Source organism: Qipengyuania sp. RANM35 (assembly GCF_041021145.2).
Lineage (GTDB): Bacteria > Pseudomonadota > Alphaproteobacteria > Sphingomonadales > Sphingomonadaceae > Qipengyuania > Qipengyuania soli.
Genome location: NZ_CM196433.1, coordinates 715,501 through 733,941 on the forward strand (window position 1 = coordinate 715,501; position 18,441 = coordinate 733,941).

Sequence of the window (18,441 nt, forward strand, 5' to 3'; positions counted from 1 at the left end):
CGGACACCCATATGCTCGACTTCCCCACATGGAAGAAGGCCTGGCTCTGGCTCATTACCGGGCTTGCCTGTCTTGCTGCACTCCCGTCACTGCTGTCGTTCACCAGCGTTCGCTGGCCCGAAGCGCTACCCGACCCGATGGTCAACCTCGGTCTCGACCTTGCTGGGGGTAGCCACATCCTGCTCGAGGCCGACAGCAAGCAGGTTGCTGCTCAACGCCTCGAGAACATGGAAGAGAACGTCCGTGGTCTTATGCGCAATGCCGAACCGCGCATTCGCATCGGCGATGTCTCGACCCGCGGCGGCCGGCTGAGCTTCATCCTCGACGACCCGACCGAAATCGACCGTGCCCGCGAAATCATGCTGCCCTCGATCAACGGTACGGGCCTCGTGCGCGAATGGAACCTGTCAGTCGAGGACGGCAATCGCATCATCTTGACCCAGACGCAGGAAGGCGTCGACACCGCGGTTTCCGACGCGATGGAAAGCGCGATCGAGGTGGTCCGCAAGCGTATCGACGAACTCGGCACGCGCGAACCGACGATCATTCGCCAGGGCGACACGCGCATCGTGGTGCAGGTCCCCGGCCTGCAGGATCCCGATGCGCTCAAAGCGTTGCTCGGTGAAACCGCGCAGCTCGAGTTCAAGCTGGTCGACCAGAACGCCCTGCCGAGCGACGTGCAGCAGGGCCTCGCCCCTCCGGGTAGCGAGATCGTCCCTTATGCCGAAACCTCCGACTTTGCGGGCTCGTCGATCGCCGTGCGTCGCCTTGGCGGTATTCGTGGCGACAACCTCACGGGCGCGCAGCAGAGCTTCGAACCGCAGACCAACCAGCCGGTGGTCAACATCCAGTTCGACAGCGACGGCGGCCGTCGTTTCGCCAAGCTGACGACCGAAAACGTCGGCAAGCCCTTTGCAATCATCCTCGACGGCAAGGTGCTTTCGGCACCCAACATCAACGAGCCGATCCGCGGCGGTACTGCCCAGATTTCGGGCGGCTTCTCGGTCGAGACGGCCAACCGGCTGGCGATTTCGCTACGTTCGGGTGCGCTTCCGGTCGACCTCGCGGTGATCGAGGAACGTACTGTGGGTCCTGACCTCGGTGCAGACTCGATCAAGAAGGGTCTGATCGCGATGAGCATCGGGTCGCTGCTCGTCGTGCTGCTGATGATCTTCACCTACGGTCGCTTCGGCATCTACGCCACCGCGGCACTGGTCATCAACGTGCTGATGATTCTCGGCATCATGGCCGGCCTCGGCACCACGCTGACACTGCCCGGTATCGCCGGCTTCGTGCTGACCATCGGTGCCGCAGTGGACGCCAACGTGCTGATCAACGAACGTATCCGGGAAGAGCGCAAGCGCGGCCGCCGTGTCGTCGCCGCGGTCGAGAACGGGTACAAGGAAGCGAGCCGCGCGATCTACGACGCCAACGTCACCAACTTCATTGCCGGTGTACTGTTGTTCCTGTTCGGCTCGGGCCCGGTTCGCGGTTTCGCGGTCGTGCTCGTGATCGGCCTTTTCACCAGCGTCTTTACCGGCGTTACCATGACCCGCATGTGGGTCGCCGGATGGTTGCGCAAGGCGCGGCCCAACGATCTCAACCTGTAAGCGGAGGCGAGAACGATGAAACTCCTCAAGCTCGTCCCCGACGACACCAACATCAAGTTCCTGCGCTGGCGCGTGCCCTTTTTCGCGGTCAGCATCCTGCTGATCGCGGCAAGCTGGGCACTCGTCCTGACCAAGGGCCTCAACTACGGCGTCGACTTCTCGGGTGGCCTCGAAGTGCGTGCGACCTTCACCCAGAGCGCGGAGGCCCCGGTGGCCGACCTGCGCGAAAAGGTGGCGACGCTCGGCTATGGCGATCCTGTGGTCCAGCGCTTCGGCGAGGATAACCAGGTCTCGATCCGCGTTCGTCTTCCGGACGAAGTGTCGGCCGACAAGGACGCGGCCCAGGCAGCGGCTAACCAGATCGTCGACAAGCTGAAGACCGATTATCCGGATTTCCGCCTCGACGGGAACGACAACGTGTCGGGCAAGGTTTCCGGAGAGTTCCGGACCCAGGCGGTCTACGCACTGCTCGCGGCGATGCTGGCGGTGGCGGTCTACATCTGGGTCCGCTTCGAATGGCAGTTCGGTGTCGGCGGCCTTTTTGCGCTGTTCCACGACGTCAGCCTGACACTCGGCATGTTTGCCCTGTTCCAGCTGGAATTCAGCCTGCAGATCATCGCCGCGATCCTGGCCATCATCGGCTACTCGCTCAACGATACGATCGTCGTCTACGACCGCATCCGCGAGAACCTGAAGAAGTTCCGCAAGATGCCGTTGCCGGAACTGCTCGACCTGTCGGTCAACGAGACGCTGGCGCGTACGGTCATGACCTCGCTGACGCTGCTCATCGCGCTGATCCCGCTTCTGCTGTTCGGTCCGGCCAGCCTGTTCGGCATGGTTGCGGGCATCACACTGGGCATTTTCGTGGGTACCTACAGCTCGATCTACATGGCAGCGCCGCTGCTGGTGTGGATGGGCGTCACCAGCGACAGCTTCATCCCGACGGAAAGCGCAACCGACAAGCAGGAACGCCTCGCCCGCGGCCAGGTCTAGACGATGCTGTCGTAGTAGGCAGCCAGCGCTTCGCCGTTGGCCTGCCAGCTGAAATTCTCGACCGCCTCCGCCACCTTTTCGGGTGAGCGGGGGCGTTCGCCTATCTGGCGGATTCCTTCGGCAATAGCGCGACAATTACGCGCGACAATCACGCCCGCATCGGGGGTTTTCACGATCTCGCGCGCACCACCCGCATCTGTAATCACTAGGGGGGTGCCGCAAGCGAGCGCCTCGATCCAGGCATTGGCGAGTCCTTCGCTGGCGGAGGGAAGGACCATCAAATCCGCAGCAGAGTAGAGCGGCGCGAGCGATGATGGCGGCTGGCTGCCGAGGAAATGGACCCGGTCCGCGACGCCCACTTCCTTGGCCAGCTTGCGCAGCGAAGCTTCGTCCTCGCCCTTTCCGACGAGTAACAGCCGTGTGTCGGGGAACCCTCCCATGGCCTTGATGATCAGCCCCTGGCCTTTGCGCTCGATCAGCGCGCCGACGCTGAGCAGGAGCGTCTCCTCCTTGCGACATGGAACGTCGAATGTATCGGCAATCGTTGCGCGCAGGCCCGTGTGGTCGAGAGGGCGGAAGAGATCACGATCGAGACCGGTGTAATGGGTCGTGATCTTCGCGCGGTCCATGCCGAGTGCGGCCATGTCATCGGCCAGCGCATCGCAAACTGCCAGCACGCCGGCGGCGGCATTGGCAGTCTCGAGCAGCGCCTTGCGACCATAGGAACGGGCACCCCAATAATGAATGTCCGCGCCACGCGCCTTCACGGAAAACGGCAAGCCCAGTTCGCGCGCAATCATCATTGCCGCTGGGCCATCGGGATAGAAGAACTGCGCATCGACAAGGTCGAACGGCGTCTCGGCATGAAGTCTGCGCGCGAGGGGTATCACTGCCTTTGCGATTGCGCCGGGGTTCAACCTCCCTCCGAACCTCGGGATGAGGCGGAAGGTCGGACGATAGACGGTGAGGCCGAAGTCCGTACCGTCCTTGGCCGCTTCCTGCAGCGCCTTGTATCGCCCGACTGCCATTGGAGGCAGGCCAATGGGATTGACGACCACTGCCTCCCAATGCGTGTCGCCCTGCAGCGCCTCGAGTGACCGCGCGACGAATATGCCGAAGCGCGGGTTGGCCTCATTGGGAAACAGCGTGGAGAGCGAGAGGACGCGGCGGGTCTTGGCGGTGCTCACAGCGAACGGACCAGCATTTCGGCAACCGCGATCCAGGGCGGATTGTCGACGACCTGCTGCTTCTCTCCGTGTCCGGGCGGAAGGATGCCCACCAGCGTGCCCTGCCGGTCGATGAGCCGCCCGAAGGCGAAGCGGCCGGCCTTTCTCGGTACAAGCACGTCACGATTGATGGCCCGGCCGGCATGCGCTGGCTCGATCTGGCGAAGCCATAGCTGGTCGCCCGGACGATATTCGCCGTGCGGATAATCTATGGCGAGGACCATCAGGGCACCCTCGTTGCCGAGTTCGGTTGCGAGGATTGCGTCACGCGGAGTGACAAGGGCTTCCGGTCCGCTCGCGCCCAGACTTGCAACGACCTGCGGATGCTCGCCCTTTTCCGACCGGACGAGCAGTTCCGGATCGACCTCGAGGGCTGCGGCAATCCGCTCCATCCACTTGAGCGAGAGGTTGCGCATCCCCGTTTCGAGCCGCCCGACGGTCTGCGGAGTGGTAGGCGGACTGCATGCCTCGGCAAGGTCGGCCAGCGTCCAGCCCTTCTGCTTGCGGATGTCGCGAATGCGGTTGATCAAGTCGCCCCTCCGTTAACCGATTTGGTTTTCGACCTTTCCTACATGAACCAGACAAATGCAAGGCTGATTTCCCAACGTCAGGAGAACCCCATGAATCGCAGGCTCGTCGAACGCGAACTTACTATCGAAGGCCCGCGCCGCGGCGGCGAGCCGCACAATAGGCGGCGGAGTGTGACGGTCAATCTCGGGGAAAGCCCGCTGACCTGGCTCCACTCTCGCGGTCACCTTTCCGATCGCCAGTTCGATGCCGGGGAGCGGTTGCGGACCGACTACGAACGTGCGCAATTGTCGCCATCGGTCACCATGCGCTGGGACCCTGTGCGGGTCGATGGCGGGGGCGGCGACGGCTTGACGCCATCGGAGCGGCAAATCGCTGCCAAGGCACGGTTCGACGGCGCGATGAAAGAGGCGGGAGCGGGATTGAGCGACATCCTCTGGCGCGTCGCCTGCGCGTGCGAAGGGCTCCCCGATGCCGAAAAGGCGCTGCAATGGCCCGCGCGCAGCGGCAAGCTGGTGCTGAAACTGGCGCTTGACCGGGTGGCGGATTTCTACCGGATCAGGTGAGCCCGTTTGTTTGGCCAGGACCGTGTTCCATGTGTTCCATCCTTTAGGACTGGCCGCGAAGTGGCCCTAGATGTGGGCGGCAACCGCCTGCCGCAGCTCTGGAATGACTTCGGCCTCGAACCAGGGGTTCTGGCGCATCCAGATGGTCGATCGCCAGGCCGGGTGCGGCAGGGGGAGGAAGCCGGGGAGGAACTGGCGGAATTGCCGGATGCGGTCGGTCATCGAAAGCTTGCGGGCCCCGGGCAGGTAACGCGCCTGCGCATAGGTCCCGACGAGCAAGGTGAACCGGTCCTGCGGCAGCATGTCGAGGATCAGGTCATGCCAGCGTGGCGCGCATTCGGGGCGCGGCGGCTTATCGCCCCCGCTGGCCTTGCCGGGATAGCAGAAGCCCATCGGCACGAGTGCGACCCTGGCGGGGTCGTACATCTGCTCCTTCGAAAGGCCGGTCCATTCGCGCAGGCGGTCACCACTGGCATCGTCCCACGGAATGCCGCTCTCGTGAACCTTCGAACCGGGCGCCTGTCCGATGATCAGCAGGCGTGCGGTGGGGGAGAAGCTGGTGACCGGCCGGACGCCGTGCGGGAGGTGCTTGGCGCACAGGGTGCAGGCCGCGATCTCCCGCTGGAGGCTCACCCCTCGACCATCTCCGCCAGGGCCAGCCAGCGCTCTTCGGCAGCGTCCTTCTCGGCCCGGGCATTCTCGATGCCCTTGGAGATATTGGCGAACTTCTGCGGATCGGAGGTGTAGAGGTCGGGGTCGGACAGGATAGTCTCACCCTTGGCGATCGCCGCCTCGAGTTCTTCGATCCGCGTCGGCAGGAGTTCGTAGTCGCGCTGGTCCTTGTAGGAGAGCTTGGTCGACTTCGGGGCAGGTGGGGGCGGCGGTGCGGGCTTGTCTTCCGCCTTGGCAGTCTTGGCTTTGGACGCCACGGGAGCACGACGCTTGGCCTCCCAGTCCTCGTAACCGCCGGCAACAATGTCGACCTTGCCAGACCCGTCGAGGCCGAGAGTGATCGTCACGGTCCGGTCGAGGAAGTCGCGGTCGTGGCTGACGATGAGGACAGTGCCTTCGTAGTCCGCGATGACTTCCTGCAGGAGGTCGAGCGTCTCAAGGTCGAGGTCGTTGGTCGGCTCGTCGAGCACGAGGAGATTGGATGCCTTGGCGAACTCGCGCGCCAGCAGCAGCCGCGACCGCTCTCCGCCTGACAGGACCGCGACCTTCATGTCGACGATCTTCGGGTCGAACAGGAACTCCTTGAGATAGCCCTGCACATGTTTGCGCGTTCCCCGGACATCGATCCAGTCGCCGCCTTCGGCCAGCACCTGGCGCACCGTCTTGTCGTCGGTCAGGAGCTGGCGCTGTTGGTCGATCATCACGCCGGTCAGCGTCTTGGCGATCTCGACCTTTCCGCTGTCCGGCGCGAGTTCGCCGGTGAGCATCTTGAGCAGCGTCGTCTTGCCCGCACCGTTCGCGCCAACGATACCGATCCGGTCGCCGCGCTGGATGCGCAGCGAAAAGGGCTTGATGATCGCACGGTCGCCGAAGCTCTTGGTGATGTTCTCGGCGACGATTACCGACTTCGACTTGAAATCCTCCTCGGTCGCCAGCTTGAGCTTGGCCGTGCCCGAGCTTGCGATCATCGAGGCGCGCTGGGCGCGCATCTGCCACAGCTTTTCGAGCCGCCCCTGGTTGCGCTTGCGCCGGGCGGTCACCCCGCGTTCGAGCCAGTGAGCCTCGAGCTTGAGCTTGGCGTCGAGCTTCTCTGCCGCCCGCGCTTCCTCCGCATAGACCGCCTCTTCCCACGCCTCGTACCCGCCGAAGCCGACTTCCTTGCGGCGCAGGTTTCCGCGGTCGAGCCAGATCGTTGCCCGGGTCAGGCGCTTCAGGAAGGTGCGGTCGTGGCTGATGACGACGAAGGCGCCCTTGTACCGGTCGAGCCAGCCTTCGAGCCAGTCGATCGCACCGAGGTCGAGGTGGTTGGTCGGCTCGTCCATCAGTAGCAGGTCGGGCTCCTGAGCCAGCGCCCGCGCGATGGCAGCGCGTCGCTTCTCGCCGCCGCTCGCGCTAGCCGCATCGCGGCTCATGTCGATGCCGAGCTGGCCGGCGATGGATTCGATCTCGTGTTCCGCAGGCGCGTGTTCGCCCGCCAGTGCCCAGTCCATCAACGTCTGGTAGCCGGTCAGGTCGGGGTCCTGTTCCAGCAGCACTATGCGAGTGCCTGGCTTGACCTTGCGCTGGCCCTTGTCGGCCTCGATCCGGTCGTCGATCAGCTTGAACAGCGTGGTTTTGCCGACGCCGTTGCGGCCGATCAGCGCGAGCCGGTCACGCGGGCCGATATGAAGGTCGAGCGGATCGTTATCGGGGCCGCCGAACAGCCACTTGCCCCCCTGCTGGAGAGCGAGGCCTTCGAGGCTGAGGATCGGTGGTTGCGCCATGGAGCGCGCGAGGTAGTCGCGCGCGCGCCGCTCCGCAAGCCGCTAGCGGGCGGCCTTCTGTTCCTCGACCATGCGGGCCACGTCGGCAAGCAGGGCTGGAGCGTCGTAGACGATGCCGTCCTTGACGGTCCAGCGCACCCCACCGACCTGCTCGATCACCCCCGTCTCGCGATTGAGGCGTGTATGACCGGTGCCGTAAAGCACCTTGAGATTGGCGAGGGGGTTCTCCGGCACGATGACGAGATCGGCGAGCTTGCCCACGGCGATGCGGCCCATCGGCGGTTCCTGGCCCAGTGGTGCGTAGATCTCGCGCGCGCCGTCGATGGTGGCGGCGCGAATGACCTCGAGCGGGGTCAGGCCCGCCTCGCGCAGCATTTCGAGCTCGCCGATGTAGGCGAAGCCCCAGGTCTGGTAGATATAGCCCGGATCGGACCCCGCAGTGACGCGCCCGCCCTTGCGGTGGAAGTCGTGCACCAGCTTGAACCACTTTTCGTAGAAGCCGCGCCAGGCGACCTCGTCCTCGGTCGTCCAATCCTTGTAGTAGCTGCCATGATTGGTCGGGCTCGGGGCATAGTAGTTCATCAGCGACGGCAGCGTGTACTTGGCATGCCAGTCGAAGCCGCGGGCACGCATCACGTCTCGGCTGGCGGAATAGATGTTGAACGTCGGGCTCATGGTGACGTGCTTGTCGATCAGGAAATCGACATACTCGTTCCACTCGTCGCTGCCTGGCTCGACTGTCTGCGGGGCAAGCCGGGCGACCCACCCGAAGCGGGACTGCTCGTCCATGTAATTGTAGTTGTCCGGATAGCGGACCAGGCGACCGTCCTTCAGCAGGCTTTCGAAATGGCCGTAGAAGTGAGTGACGCCGTCGAGCCCGAGTTCGACCGCCTTGCGCGCGGTCACTTCTGCAACGCCGGTCTGGGCGAGGTGGGCAACGGTGCCCATCTGCTGCAGCTCCGCCTCGTCGAGTGCCGCCTTGAACACCTCGGGCGTCTCGGAGTTGAAGAACTTGACGCCCCAGTATCCGTTCGCCTTGGCCCAGCGCACCCACTCGCGTGCCTTGGTCGGCGTGTCCGGATCGCCGCGCGACCACTTGTCGCCGAATACGGCGTAGGGGATCAGGCGCGGGGCGGTGATGGTGTTGGCGGCGCTGCGCTGGGTATCGGAAATGTCGGGCGAGCCCGGACCGAAATAGAAGCTGACGCCGCGCACCGTGGTCACCCCGTGGGCGAGCCAGAGCTTGTATCCATAGGAGGGCTGGGGCGCCTTGTCGGGATCGCCATTGTGGCCATGGACGTCGACGAAACCGGGCAGGACGAACATGCCCTTCGCATCGACGGTCTTCTGCGCTGCCCTGCGAACATCCTCGGGTGCGCCGCCGGGATAGAGCTGTGCGATCCTGTTACCCTCGACGAGGATGTCGACCGGCCCCATGGGTGGGGTGCCCGTGCCTTCGATAACCGAAGCTCCGGTAATAAGCAGCTTGCCGAAAGGACCCTCGCCTTCGCCAGTCGGGCGGGAAGGAACCGGCTCCATGCCCTGCTGTGCCACCGCAGTCGTGGCCAAGGCCAGCGCCAGTGCCGCCAGCATGTGTCGCGCAATTCGCATCGAAGTCCCTCCCGTTGCCTTCCGGTCTATCGGTTCGTTCCGGCCATGGGAAGGGCCACGGGCGGGAACACATCCGTTCAGCCAACCGTAAACGAGCTTTCGCGACAATTGCTGCGAACCCCAAGGAGCAAACCCATGAAAGCTTTTGCAATTCCAGTCGTTCTCGCTGCCGCTGCGGCGGGCCAGGCCCAGGCTGCCGAGGTCGCGATTGCCACGCAGGGACCCGTCGTCGAGCTCCAGGTCTCGCAGCAGGTGCTGGGCGATCCGGACAAGGCAATGGTCGGTGCGGGCGTCACCACCCGCGCGATGACTGCGGTCGAGGCGATGCGGCTCAACGCGACCGAGATGGAGAAGGTGCTGACCCGCCTGCGCCAACTCGGAATCGCTGACGAGTATGTCCAGACGACAGGCATTACGCTGAGCCCGCAGTACAGTTACGGACCGAACAACGTTCAACGCTTTCTCGGCTACGACGCCGCGAACAACGTCTCGGTGGAATTGCGCGACCTCAAGAAGATAGGCCCTGTGCTCGATGCCCTCGTTGCGGCTGGCGCGAATAATCTGAGCGGTCCGGTGTGGGGCATAGTCGACGACGAACCGCAGAAGGCGCAGGCCCGAGCGGCGGCATTCAAGGCAGCTGCCTCGCAGGCTGCCGACTACGCACGCATGAGCGGCTATTCGGGCGTCCGCCTGCTCGCAGTGGAGGAGCAGCTCGGATACCAGCAACCAGTCTACAATATGATGGAACGTGCGGTGCCGACGGCAGTCGCGCTGCAGGCGTCCACACCGACCCGTCCGGGCCGTGTCGCCTCGCAGGTTACCTTGACATTGAAGTACGAGCTCACCCGCTGAACTTGCTGAACGCCCGCCGCCGTGAACATTCACACCTTGTTCAATGCGGCGGGCTTAGGCATGGCGACATCATGAAGCGCATCCTCGCCTCCATTCTTGCCTTTGGCATCCTTGCCGGTCCGGTTGCGGCCGCGCCTGCGTTCGCACAGCGCAGCAACGAACAGGGCGAGGCACGTCGCGAGATGAGTGCGGGCAACATCATGCGCCTGCGCGATATCGAGGCGCGCATCCTGCCGAGCATGAAGGGCGCCGAATACCTCGGCCCGGCTTACGACCCGACGGCACTCGCCTATCGCCTGAAGTTCATCAAGGACGGCCGCGTGCTGTTCGTCGATGTCGATGCGCGCACCGGCAAGATCCTTCGCCGTAGCAAGTGATTTCCCAATGGTTTCGCGGGTGCGAAACTCCGTTCAGGTTGACGCGTTCATCTACATGAACGAAATGCGTCACAAACTATCCAAGGACGGACATTCATGAGGATCCTGATCGTCGAGGACGAGCCCACGCTCGGCCAACAGCTTAAATCGACGCTGGAGCAAACCGGTTACGCAGTGGACCTGTCCACCGATGGCGAAGACGGCCATTTCATGGGCAGCACAGAGGATTACGATGCCGTCATCCTCGACCTCGGGCTGCCCGAAATCGACGGCCTGACCGTCCTCGGCATGTGGCGCAAGGAGGGACGCAGCTTCCCCGTCCTGGTGCTCACTGCCCGCGACAGTTGGAGCGACAAAGTCGCGGGCCTCGATGCCGGGGCGGACGATTACCTAGCCAAGCCCTTCCAGACCGAGGAATTGATCGCCCGCCTGCGCGCGCTCATTCGTCGCGCGTCGGGCAATACTTCGAGCGAACTGACTGCGGGCGATGTCCGGCTGGATACGCGCTCGGGCCGCGTCACGTTGAGGGGTGAACCTGTCAAGCTGACTGCGCAGGAATACAAGCTCCTCAGCTACCTCATGCACCACAAGGGCAAGGTGGTCAGCCGGACCGAACTCATCGAACACATCTACGACCAGGATTTCGATCGCGATTCGAACACGATCGAGGTTTTCGTCACTCGCATCCGCAAGAAGCTGGGTGCGGATGTAATCACGACGATCCGTGGACTTGGATACAGCCTCGACGATCCCGCCGACCAGCCGCGCGCCTGAGCCTGACGCCCTGTCGCGGGCTACGCAGGAGATCGAGGCGCCGGCCGGCGGGGCTCCCGGTGAGCCGATAGCGGCTGCGCCCCAGCGGCGGCGCAGTCTCGCCACCCGCATGATGGCGATCGCCGCCGTGTGGATCGGCGTGCTCCTCGTCGGAGGGGGTTTCCTGCTCGATCGCACGCTGACGCGCATGATCGAGAGCAATTTCGACGACCAGCTCGAATACCTGCTCAATTCGATGATCGTGGTGTCGGAAATCGGGCCTGACGGTGAGGTTTATTTCAACCGCCCATTGGGCGAGCCGCGCTTCCTCGAACCCAACAGCGGACTCTACTGGCAGATCTCGGGTCAGGGACAGGAAGATACGCCGTCCTATTCGCTGGAGGCGAAGCCTTCGCGCTCCTTGTGGGACACGCCATTGAAGCTGCGCGAAAACCACTTCGACACGGACCCCCATTTCTACGATTCCGATCAGTTCAAGGACGAGCCGCTGCGTATCGTCGAGCGCTCGGTGATCCTGCCCGACAGCGAGACCCGCTGGACATTCGCCGTGGCATCCGCGCGCGAGGAGCTCGATTACCAGACAAGCCGCATCCACTCGATCCTGGTCTGGAGCTTCCTCGCTCTCGGTCTCGGCCTGATGGCCATGGCTATGTTGCAGAGTTGGTATGGCCTATCGCCCTTGCGGCGCGTGCGTGCTGCGATCCAGTCTATGCGCAGCAAGGGCAGCAACCGCATCGAGGAGCCGCTACCGCTCGAAGTCGAACCGCTGGTCGAGGAAATCAACGCACTGCTCGCCCACACCGAGAAGCAGGCCGAGGAAGCACGTACCCATGCCGGCAACCTCGCCCATGCGCTCAAGACACCGCTGACCGTTCTCACCAACGCGGCGACCGCGCGCGATCCGCAGCTCGCCGACCTCGTTTTCCGCGAAACCAAGACGATGCAACGCCACGTCGAGCACCATCTTGCGCGGGCGCGAGCCGTGGGCCGACGGGCATCAGGTCACAGCTACGCCGAGGTCTGGCCGAGCGCCGAGAGTGTCCTTCGCGCGGTGACACGCATCTACGAGCACACCCGTTTCGATCTCGACGGCAACAAGCAGGCAGCCGTCAGCATCGAACGGCAGGATCTCGATGAAATTCTCGGCAATCTGATCGAGAATGCGGCCAAGTACGGCGGTGGCAGCGTATTCGCGACGATCGATGCCGAACCCGGCTCGGAACAATGCGTGATCTGGGTCGAGGATGATGGAACCGGCATTCCGGAAAAGGAACGCACCCGCATCTTCGATCGCGGCGCGCGCCTCGACACGGGCAAGCCAGGTACGGGCCTTGGCCTTGCTATCGTACGCGACGTTGCGGAAATCTATGGCGGTTCGGTCGATCTCGGCGAGAGCGAAGATCTTGGCGGACTGCTGGTGAGGCTCAGTCTGCCGCGGGCCGGCTGATTATCCTTGCCGCGCCTGTTCGTGGTGGCGGATCACCTCGTCGATGATGAAGCGGATGAACTTCTCGCTGAACTCGGGATCGAGCTGGCTTTCCTCTGCCAAGCGCCGCAGCCGCGCAATCTGGGACTGTTCTCGTCCCGGATCGGCCGGGGGGAGGGAGTTCTTCGCCTTGTGCTCGCCGACTGCCTGGGTGATCCGGAATCGCTCCGCAAGAATGTGGATCAGCGCGGCATCGATGTTGTCGATGCTCTGGCGATAGCTGGCGAGGACCGGATCTTGGGCTGGCGCGTTGTTCATTTGAGCACGCTAACACCGAATCCACGCTTGCCAAGAAAGCAAGTGCAGCCCATGGCCAAGCCGAAATGACAGCCGACGTCGTACCCCTGCCGCGCAAGGAACCCGAAGCCTCGATCGAGCCCATGCTGGCTCTGACCGCTCCGGGCATGAACCAGGTCAACCAGGTCATTCTCGACCGGATGCAAAGCGAAGTGCCGCTAATCCCGGCGCTGGCGGGTCATCTCATTTCGGGTGGCGGCAAGCGCCTCCGCCCTATGCTTACCCTCGCCGGGGCCGAGGTCGTCGGATACAACGGTGCCCGGCACTACAAGCTCGCCGCGGCGGTGGAGTTCATCCATACCGCAACCCTGCTGCATGACGATGTCGTCGATGGCAGCGACCTCAGGCGCGGGAAGGCAGCGGCCAACATCATCTTCGGCAATCCGGCGACCGTGCTGGTCGGCGACTTCCTGTTCAGCCGCGCCTTCGAACTGATGGTCGAGGACGGCAGCCTCAAGGTTCTCAAGATCCTTTCCAGCGCCAGCGCGATCATTGCCGAGGGCGAGGTCGACCAGCTGACTGCCCAGCGCAAGATCGACACGAGCGAGCAGCGCTACCTCCACATCATCCGGGCCAAGACCGCCGCGCTCTTCGCCGCTGCCAGCCGCATCGCGGCAGTTGTCGCCGAATGCAGCGAGGAGCAGGAGCAGGCGCTCGACGAATATGGTCGCAACCTCGGCGTAGCCTTCCAACTGGTCGACGATGCGCTGGACTATGATTCCAACGCCGCCACCATGGGCAAGGACCGTGGCGACGACTTCCGCGAAGGCAAGATGACGCTGCCCGTCATCCTCGCCTACGCTCGCGGGGACGAGGAAGAGCGGACCTTCTGGAAGGCCGCCATCGCCGGACACCGCACCAGCGACGAAGACCTCGACCACGCGATCAAGCTGATCGACCGGCACAATGCCGTGGCCGACACCCGCGCCCGTGCGCGCCATTTCGCCCAGCGCGCGATCGACGCGCTGTCGATCTTCCCCGACAGCAGGGCGCGGCAGGCGATGACGCAGGCCGCCCTCTTCGCCGTAGCCCGGGGTTACTGACATCCCTCACACCGAAACCGGGTCGCAACCGGATCAGGAGACCATTCCCCATGCAATTCAAGCGCCTCGGCACCTCGGCCATCGTCGTTTCGGATATCTGCATGGGGACGATGACCTTCGGCAGCCAGACCGACGAGGCGGAGGCGCTGCGCATCCTCGACCAGAGTTTCGATGCCGGGATCAATTTCTTCGACACGGCCGAGGGCTATCCCGTCCCGCCGGACAAGAAGTACGTCGGCCGGACCGAGGAAATCGTCGGCAAATGGCTCAAGACCAAGCCGCGCGATGCGATCATTCTCGCCACAAAGGTCTCGGGCCCGAGCCACGTCTGGTTCCGCAGCCCCAAGCGCGAAGGCATGACCGCGCTCGACCGGCGCAACATCATGGTCGCGGTCGAGGACAGCCTGAAAAAGCTCGGCACTGACTACATCGACCTCTACCAGACCCACTGGCCCGACCACGACACGCCCTATGATGAAACCATGGAAGTGCTCGACGAGCTGGTGCGTGCGGGCAAGGTGCGGATCACCGGCTGCTCCAACGAGACGAGCTGGGGGCTGATGAAATCAATCTCAACCGCAGAGCGGCTGGGGACGGTGCGCTACCAGACAATCCAGAACAATTTCAGCCTCAACAACCGCCGGTTCGAGGACGAACTTGCGCAGGTCTGCCGCAAGGAAGGCGTGAGTCTGATCCCCTATTCGCCGATCGGCGGCGGGGTTCTGTCGGGCAAGTATGCCGATGGCGCACGACCGGAGGGCGCGCGCTTCTCGCGCTATCTCGAGATCGGCGGACGCCAGGCGACGATGGCCAAGCGCTTCGTCAACGACAAGTCACTCGCCTCGACCGCGCGTTTCGCCGAGATCGCGCAGGGTCTCGACATGAGCCCCGTGACGCTGGCGGTCGCCTGGTCGAAACAGCACGATTTCGTCGCCTCGACCATTGTCGGCGCAAGCCGGCAGGACCAGGTCGATGAAATCCTCGCCGCTGCCGATGTCGTCCTGAGCGAAGAGACGCTGAAGGCGATCAACGCGGTTTCGCGCGAAATCATGTACCCGATGGGTTGATACGAGAGCCCGGCATCCGCATCAGGCTGGCGTGACCAGCCTACCGATCGACTCCGTGCTACCCGACCTGCTCGCCGCACTGCGCCGGACGAGCGGGGCGGTGCTGATTGCGCCGCCGGGTGCGGGCAAGACGACCGCCGTTGCGCCTGCGTTGATCAAGGAGGAATGGTGCAAGGGCACGGTCATCCTGACCTCTCCGCGCCGCGTCGCCGCGAGGGCGGCGGCGGACCGGATGGCGGAAATGTTGGGCGAGAAGCCGGGCGAAACCGTCGGCTACCTGACTCGCCTCGACAGCAAGCGCTCGGCGAAGACCCGCATCCTCGTGGTGACCGAGGCGATCTTCGTGAACACCATCCTCGCCGATCCCGAGCTGGAGGGCGTGTCCGCGGTGCTGTTCGACGAGGCGCACGAACGGCACCTGGACAGTGATCTCGGCCTGGCACTGGCGCTCGAAAGCCGAAGTGTCTTGCGCGAGGACCTGCGCGTTCTGGTCATGTCGGCGACGATCGACGGTGCGCGCTTCGCCACCCTTCTGGGCGGCGATACGCCAGTCATCGAGAGCGAGGGCAGGGCGCACCCGCTACGGATCGAGTGGCTTGGCTCCTCGCCTCAAGAACGTATCGAGGATGCGATGACATCGGCCATCGCCACAGCCTGGAAGCAGGAAGAGGGCGACATCCTCGCCTTCCTCCCTGGCGTCGGCGAGATCGAGCGAACGCGCGAGCGGCTGGAGACGCGGCTACCCTCGGCGCTGGTCCTGCCGTTACACGGGCAGATCGAGCCGGCGGGACAACGTGCCGCCATTCGCCGCGATCCGGAAGGTCGCCGCCGGATTGTGCTCGCGACCGCCATTGCCGAGACGTCGCTGACGCTCGATGGCGTGTCCGTCGTGGTCGACGCAGGCCTGTCGCGCCGCGCCGAGTTCGACCGGGCTGCAGGTACGACGCATCTCGTCACCCATCGCGCCAGCCAGGCTGCTTCGGCGCAGCGTGCCGGTCGTGCAGCGCGTCAGGGGCCAGGCGTCGCCTATCGCCTGTGGGAAGAGGGCGGCCACGGCGGGCGGGCGCGGTTCGACCCGCCCGAGATGCTGACTTCGGACCTCGCGCCGCTTGTCCTCGCGCTGGCCCAATGGGGGAGCGGAGACCCGGCGGAACTTGCATGGCTGGATCCACCACCAGAAGCTTTTGTCGCGGCGGCGCGCAGCACGCTCCTGTCGCTGGGTGCGCTCGACTCAGAGGGACGAATAACGGATCGGGGGCGCAAGCTTGCCCGTCTTCCGCTCGACCCGCAGAGTGCGGCCTCGCTGCTGTTCGGTGCTGAGTATGGCCGGGCAGAGCGCACGGCACGCCTTGCTCTCCTGCTTCAGGAGCGCGGTCTGGGAGGTCGTGGAGAGGACCTGGAAGCGCGTCTGTCGCGCTGGGATGCGGACCGCTCGCCGCGTGCGGAGGCGAGCAGGAAGCTCGCCGCGCGCTGGGCGAGGGCCGCCGAGGAACTGGTCGACAAGAGACAGGGCGACAAACCCGGGGATGCGGTCCTTCTCGCTGCAGGCCGACCCGAGTTCATCGCCAAACGCAGGGATGCGAGCGGAGAGAACTGGATTTCGGCCGGTGGCAGGGGCTTTACCCTCGACCCTGCTACCTCGCTGGCCCGTACGAACTTCATCGTCATCGGCGATGCCCAGGGGCAGGCCAAGGGTGCCCGCATCACCTCGGCCATCGCGCTCGACGAAAACGAGCTGGAGGCATGGTTCCCCGACCGCGTGGAGCGCCGCCAGTCGCTTCGCTGGACCGGCTCGCGGGTTGAGGCCCTCGTTGAAAGACGCTTCGGCGCGATCACCCTGTCCTCGGGTTCGGACCCGTCGCCCGACCCGCGGGCGATTGTGGATATGCTTGTGGATAAAGCACTGGAGAACCCGGCAAAACTCCTCCCGTCGGAGCTTCTTGCCCGTGCGCGGCATGCCGGGATCTCCGAAATTTCATCCGAAGGCCTGGCTGCGAGTGCCGCCGCGTGGCTGGAACCGCTGCTCGCCGGTCGCCGCGATCTCGACCTGCCCAGAGGCAAGTTGACGGACGCACTGCTCGCGCTGCTCGACTGGGACACGCGGCAGCGGCTCGATCGGCTGGCACCGCGCGAATTCACCTCGCCAGCGGGGACGACCCACCCGATCGACTATTCCGGGGACGACGCCCCCAGCGTCGAGGTGCGCGTGCAGGCCCTGTTCGGACTCGAAAGCCATCCGATGATCGGTGACACGCCGCTCCTGCTCAAGCTCACCAGTCCGGCGGGCCGGCCGATCCAGTCGACACGCGACCTCCCCGGATTCTGGCGTGGGAGTTGGACCGATGTTCGCAAGGAGATGAAGGGCCGCTACCCCAAGCATCGCTGGCCGGAGGAACCTTGGGCCGAAAAGCCCAGTTTGAAGACCAAGAACGCCTTTTCTCGCTCGGAAGGTTGAACTAGAGGCCCACGCACTATGGCAGCACGAATCTACCAGCGACCGAAGAACGCAATGCAGTCGGGCAAGGCCCGGACTGACGAGTGGGTGCTCGAGTTCGAGCAGTCGGAGGCTCGTCGTCCCGATCCCCTGATGGGCTGGACCGGCAGCGGCGACACGCAGGCACAGGTGCTGCTGACCTTCGAGAGCAAGGATGAGGCGAAGGCCTATGCGGAGCGCTACGGCATTACCGCTCGCGTCCATGCGACCCCGCCCAAGGGCCTCAAGCTACAGGCCTACGCCGACAATTTTCGGTAATTGATTTTTCATCGACCGGTCGCCATATGCGCGTCTGGGAGTCGGTCGGACGTTTGCGTTCGCTCACCGGGTCAGGTCCGGAAGGAAGCAGCCCAGGTGGATTGCGGCGGGTCGGCCGGCTCCTTTTCCACTTTCCCCGAATGATCGCTTGATCCATGCTGCCCGCATCGCCGGGGGGTGGGCATGAGCGATTTCGAGTATTTCTTTTCCTTTTTCGGGCTTCTCCTGGGCCTTACCGTGGCCGAGGTTGCGGTGCGGTTCGCCGACGCCATCGACGGTCACCGCCGACGCCCGATCGGTGTGCTGACGCCGCTGCTCGCGATTTTCGTCCTGCTCGACATCAGCAGCTTCTGGCTGTTCACCTGGTCGGCGCGGGATATCATCCTGATCAACTGGCCGACGATCTTCGTCGCGCTGGTCGTCGCGCTGCTCTATTTCCTGTCGGCCGCGCTGGTCTTTCCGCGCACCCCTGACGACTGGCTGTCGCTGGACGAGAATTTCTGGGCGCGGAAGCGTTATGTCCTCGGCGGCATCCTGACCGTCAACGTGATCCTGCATCTCCTGCTTTTCACGCGGGCCGTTCCGAAGATCACCGAATACTGGTTCTTCGTTCACAAGCTCATCTACTTCGGGCCGGTGATCTGGGCCTGGAAGACAAACAAGCGTTGGGCAGCGATCTTGGCGCTCCTGCTGGCTATCGGGAGCTATGGACTCGAGTACTCCGACATCCTGCCGACTTCTGAATGGGGTAAAAAGCTCGGGTTGGGCGGAACAGTTGCCGATAGCGCTTCGACAAGCGGGACAAGCGTGACTAGATAACCCTC

General features: G+C 64.2%; 18 protein-coding genes and 1 other RNA gene. 13 read left to right on the forward strand and 6 right to left on the reverse strand.

Annotated elements, in window-relative coordinates; translation table 11 throughout:
• Positions 1-11 precede the first annotated feature (11 nt).
• Both secD and secF read left to right on the forward strand, forming a co-directional pair.
• Positions 12-1,610, forward strand: a complete 1,599-nt coding sequence (secD, locus tag RAM60_RS03605; protein WP_200983268.1) for a protein translocase subunit SecD — start codon at positions 12-14, stop codon at positions 1,608-1,610.
• A 15-nt stretch (positions 1,611-1,625) separates the two neighbouring features.
• Positions 1,626-2,603, forward strand: a complete 978-nt coding sequence (gene secF, locus RAM60_RS03610) for a protein translocase subunit SecF (RefSeq protein ID WP_369025530.1) — start codon at positions 1,626-1,628, stop codon at positions 2,601-2,603.
• Here secF and RAM60_RS03615 read toward each other — a convergent pair.
• Together RAM60_RS03615 and RAM60_RS03620 are read right to left on the reverse strand one after the other, a co-directional pair.
• Positions 2,600-3,790, reverse strand: a complete 1,191-nt coding sequence (locus RAM60_RS03615) for a glycosyltransferase (RefSeq protein ID WP_369025529.1) — start codon at positions 3,788-3,790, stop codon at positions 2,600-2,602. The genes secF and RAM60_RS03615 overlap by 4 nt on opposite strands.
• Positions 3,787-4,359 carry a helix-turn-helix domain-containing protein gene (locus RAM60_RS03620; RefSeq protein ID WP_369025528.1) on the reverse strand — a complete coding sequence of 191 codons (573 nt, stop codon included), beginning with the start codon at positions 4,357-4,359 and terminating at the stop codon, positions 3,787-3,789. The genes RAM60_RS03615 and RAM60_RS03620 overlap by 4 nt, the downstream gene beginning before the upstream one ends.
• Positions 4,360-4,449: 90 nt before the next feature.
• On the opposite strand from RAM60_RS03620, the gene RAM60_RS03625 reads away from it, so the two are divergent.
• A complete protein-coding gene (locus RAM60_RS03625; protein WP_369025527.1) occupies positions 4,450-4,923 on the forward strand; it encodes a DUF6456 domain-containing protein in 474 nt (157 codons plus the stop codon).
• 66 nt (positions 4,924-4,989) lie between these two features.
• Here RAM60_RS03625 and RAM60_RS03630 read toward each other — a convergent pair whose 3' ends face one another.
• The 3 genes from RAM60_RS03630 to RAM60_RS03640 are packed head-to-tail and all read right to left on the reverse strand — an operon-like array spanning position 4,990 to position 8,969.
• Positions 4,990-5,556: a uracil-DNA glycosylase family protein gene (locus tag RAM60_RS03630; protein ID WP_369025526.1), complete on the reverse strand. Its 567-nt coding sequence runs from the start codon at positions 5,554-5,556 to the stop codon at positions 4,990-4,992.
• Entirely contained in the window at positions 5,553-7,358 is a 1,806-nt protein-coding gene (locus tag RAM60_RS03635; RefSeq protein ID WP_369025525.1) for an ABC-F family ATP-binding cassette domain-containing protein, read from the reverse strand. The genes RAM60_RS03630 and RAM60_RS03635 overlap by 4 nt, the downstream gene beginning before the upstream one ends.
• Before the next feature lie 42 nt (positions 7,359-7,400).
• The gene (locus tag RAM60_RS03640; RefSeq protein ID WP_369025524.1) at positions 7,401-8,969 is read right to left on the reverse strand and encodes an amidohydrolase family protein; all 1,569 of its coding nucleotides are present in this window, start codon (positions 8,967-8,969) and stop codon (positions 7,401-7,403) included.
• A gap of 135 nt (positions 8,970-9,104) precedes the next feature.
• Here RAM60_RS03640 and RAM60_RS03645 point away from each other — a divergent pair, with 135 nt between their 5' ends.
• From RAM60_RS03645 to RAM60_RS03660, 4 genes are all read left to right on the forward strand, one after another.
• The gene (locus RAM60_RS03645) at positions 9,105-9,821 is read left to right on the forward strand and encodes an SIMPL domain-containing protein (protein WP_369025523.1); all 717 of its coding nucleotides are present in this window, start codon (positions 9,105-9,107) and stop codon (positions 9,819-9,821) included.
• 71 nt (positions 9,822-9,892) lie between these two features.
• Positions 9,893-10,198 carry a PepSY domain-containing protein gene (locus RAM60_RS03650; RefSeq protein WP_200983286.1) on the forward strand — a complete coding sequence of 102 codons (306 nt, stop codon included), beginning with the start codon at positions 9,893-9,895 and terminating at the stop codon, positions 10,196-10,198.
• Between the two features lie 96 nt (positions 10,199-10,294).
• The gene (locus RAM60_RS03655; protein WP_369025522.1) at positions 10,295-10,972 is read left to right on the forward strand and encodes a response regulator transcription factor; all 678 of its coding nucleotides are present in this window, start codon (positions 10,295-10,297) and stop codon (positions 10,970-10,972) included.
• A 109-nt stretch (positions 10,973-11,081) separates the two neighbouring features.
• Entirely contained in the window at positions 11,082-12,419 is a 1,338-nt protein-coding gene (locus RAM60_RS03660; protein ID WP_369026146.1) for a sensor histidine kinase, read from the forward strand.
• Here RAM60_RS03660 and RAM60_RS03665 read toward each other — a convergent pair whose 3' ends face one another.
• Complete coding sequence (locus RAM60_RS03665) at positions 12,420-12,716, reverse strand: chorismate mutase (RefSeq protein WP_369025521.1); 297 nt, start codon at positions 12,714-12,716, stop codon at positions 12,420-12,422.
• A 65-nt stretch (positions 12,717-12,781) separates the two neighbouring features.
• On the opposite strand from RAM60_RS03665, the gene RAM60_RS03670 reads away from it, so the two are divergent.
• From RAM60_RS03670 to RAM60_RS03695, 6 genes are all read left to right on the forward strand, one after another.
• Positions 12,782-13,798: a polyprenyl synthetase family protein gene (locus tag RAM60_RS03670; protein ID WP_369025520.1), complete on the forward strand. Its 1,017-nt coding sequence runs from the start codon at positions 12,782-12,784 to the stop codon at positions 13,796-13,798.
• A gap of 50 nt (positions 13,799-13,848) precedes the next feature.
• On the forward strand, positions 13,849-14,865 hold the full coding sequence (locus tag RAM60_RS03675) for an aldo/keto reductase (protein ID WP_369025519.1): 1,017 nt from the start codon (positions 13,849-13,851) through the stop codon (positions 14,863-14,865).
• Between the two features lie 31 nt (positions 14,866-14,896).
• Entirely contained in the window at positions 14,897-17,320 is a 2,424-nt protein-coding gene (gene hrpB / locus RAM60_RS03680; protein WP_369025518.1) for an ATP-dependent helicase HrpB, read from the forward strand.
• 18 nt (positions 17,321-17,338) lie between these two features.
• Entirely contained in the window at positions 17,339-17,617 is a 279-nt protein-coding gene (locus RAM60_RS03685; RefSeq protein ID WP_369025517.1) for an ETC complex I subunit, read from the forward strand.
• A 34-nt stretch (positions 17,618-17,651) separates the two neighbouring features.
• Positions 17,652-17,746, forward strand: an RNA gene (gene ffs, locus RAM60_RS03690) — signal recognition particle sRNA small type.
• Positions 17,747-17,800: 54 nt separating this feature from the next.
• Complete coding sequence (locus RAM60_RS03695) at positions 17,801-18,436, forward strand: hypothetical protein (RefSeq protein ID WP_369025516.1); 636 nt, start codon at positions 17,801-17,803, stop codon at positions 18,434-18,436.
• Positions 18,437-18,441: the final 5 nt, after the last annotated feature.

Excerpts from the sequence above, each read along its gene's own strand:
- secD (WP_200983268.1), top strand. The coding sequence starts at position 12 with ATGCTCGACTTCCCCACATGGAAGAAGGCCTGGCTCTGGCTCATTACC.
- secF (WP_369025530.1), top strand. The coding sequence starts at position 1,626 with ATGAAACTCCTCAAGCTCGTCCCCGACGACACCAACATCAAGTTCCTG.
- RAM60_RS03625 (WP_369025527.1), top strand. The coding sequence starts at position 4,450 with ATGAATCGCAGGCTCGTCGAACGCGAACTTACTATCGAAGGCCCGCGC.
- RAM60_RS03635 (WP_369025525.1), bottom strand. The coding sequence starts at position 7,358 with ATGGCGCAACCACCGATCCTCAGCCTCGAAGGCCTCGCTCTCCAGCAG.
- RAM60_RS03640 (WP_369025524.1), bottom strand. The coding sequence starts at position 8,969 with ATGCGAATTGCGCGACACATGCTGGCGGCACTGGCGCTGGCCTTGGCC.
- RAM60_RS03645 (WP_369025523.1), top strand. The coding sequence starts at position 9,105 with ATGAAAGCTTTTGCAATTCCAGTCGTTCTCGCTGCCGCTGCGGCGGGC.
- RAM60_RS03650 (WP_200983286.1), top strand. The coding sequence starts at position 9,893 with ATGAAGCGCATCCTCGCCTCCATTCTTGCCTTTGGCATCCTTGCCGGT.
- RAM60_RS03655 (WP_369025522.1), top strand. The coding sequence starts at position 10,295 with ATGAGGATCCTGATCGTCGAGGACGAGCCCACGCTCGGCCAACAGCTT.
- RAM60_RS03660 (WP_369026146.1), top strand. The coding sequence starts at position 11,082 with ATGATGGCGATCGCCGCCGTGTGGATCGGCGTGCTCCTCGTCGGAGGG.
- RAM60_RS03665 (WP_369025521.1), bottom strand. The coding sequence starts at position 12,716 with ATGAACAACGCGCCAGCCCAAGATCCGGTCCTCGCCAGCTATCGCCAG.
- RAM60_RS03670 (WP_369025520.1), top strand. The coding sequence starts at position 12,782 with ATGACAGCCGACGTCGTACCCCTGCCGCGCAAGGAACCCGAAGCCTCG.
- RAM60_RS03675 (WP_369025519.1), top strand. The coding sequence starts at position 13,849 with ATGCAATTCAAGCGCCTCGGCACCTCGGCCATCGTCGTTTCGGATATC.
- RAM60_RS03685 (WP_369025517.1), top strand. The coding sequence starts at position 17,339 with ATGGCAGCACGAATCTACCAGCGACCGAAGAACGCAATGCAGTCGGGC.
- RAM60_RS03695 (WP_369025516.1), top strand. The coding sequence starts at position 17,801 with ATGAGCGATTTCGAGTATTTCTTTTCCTTTTTCGGGCTTCTCCTGGGC.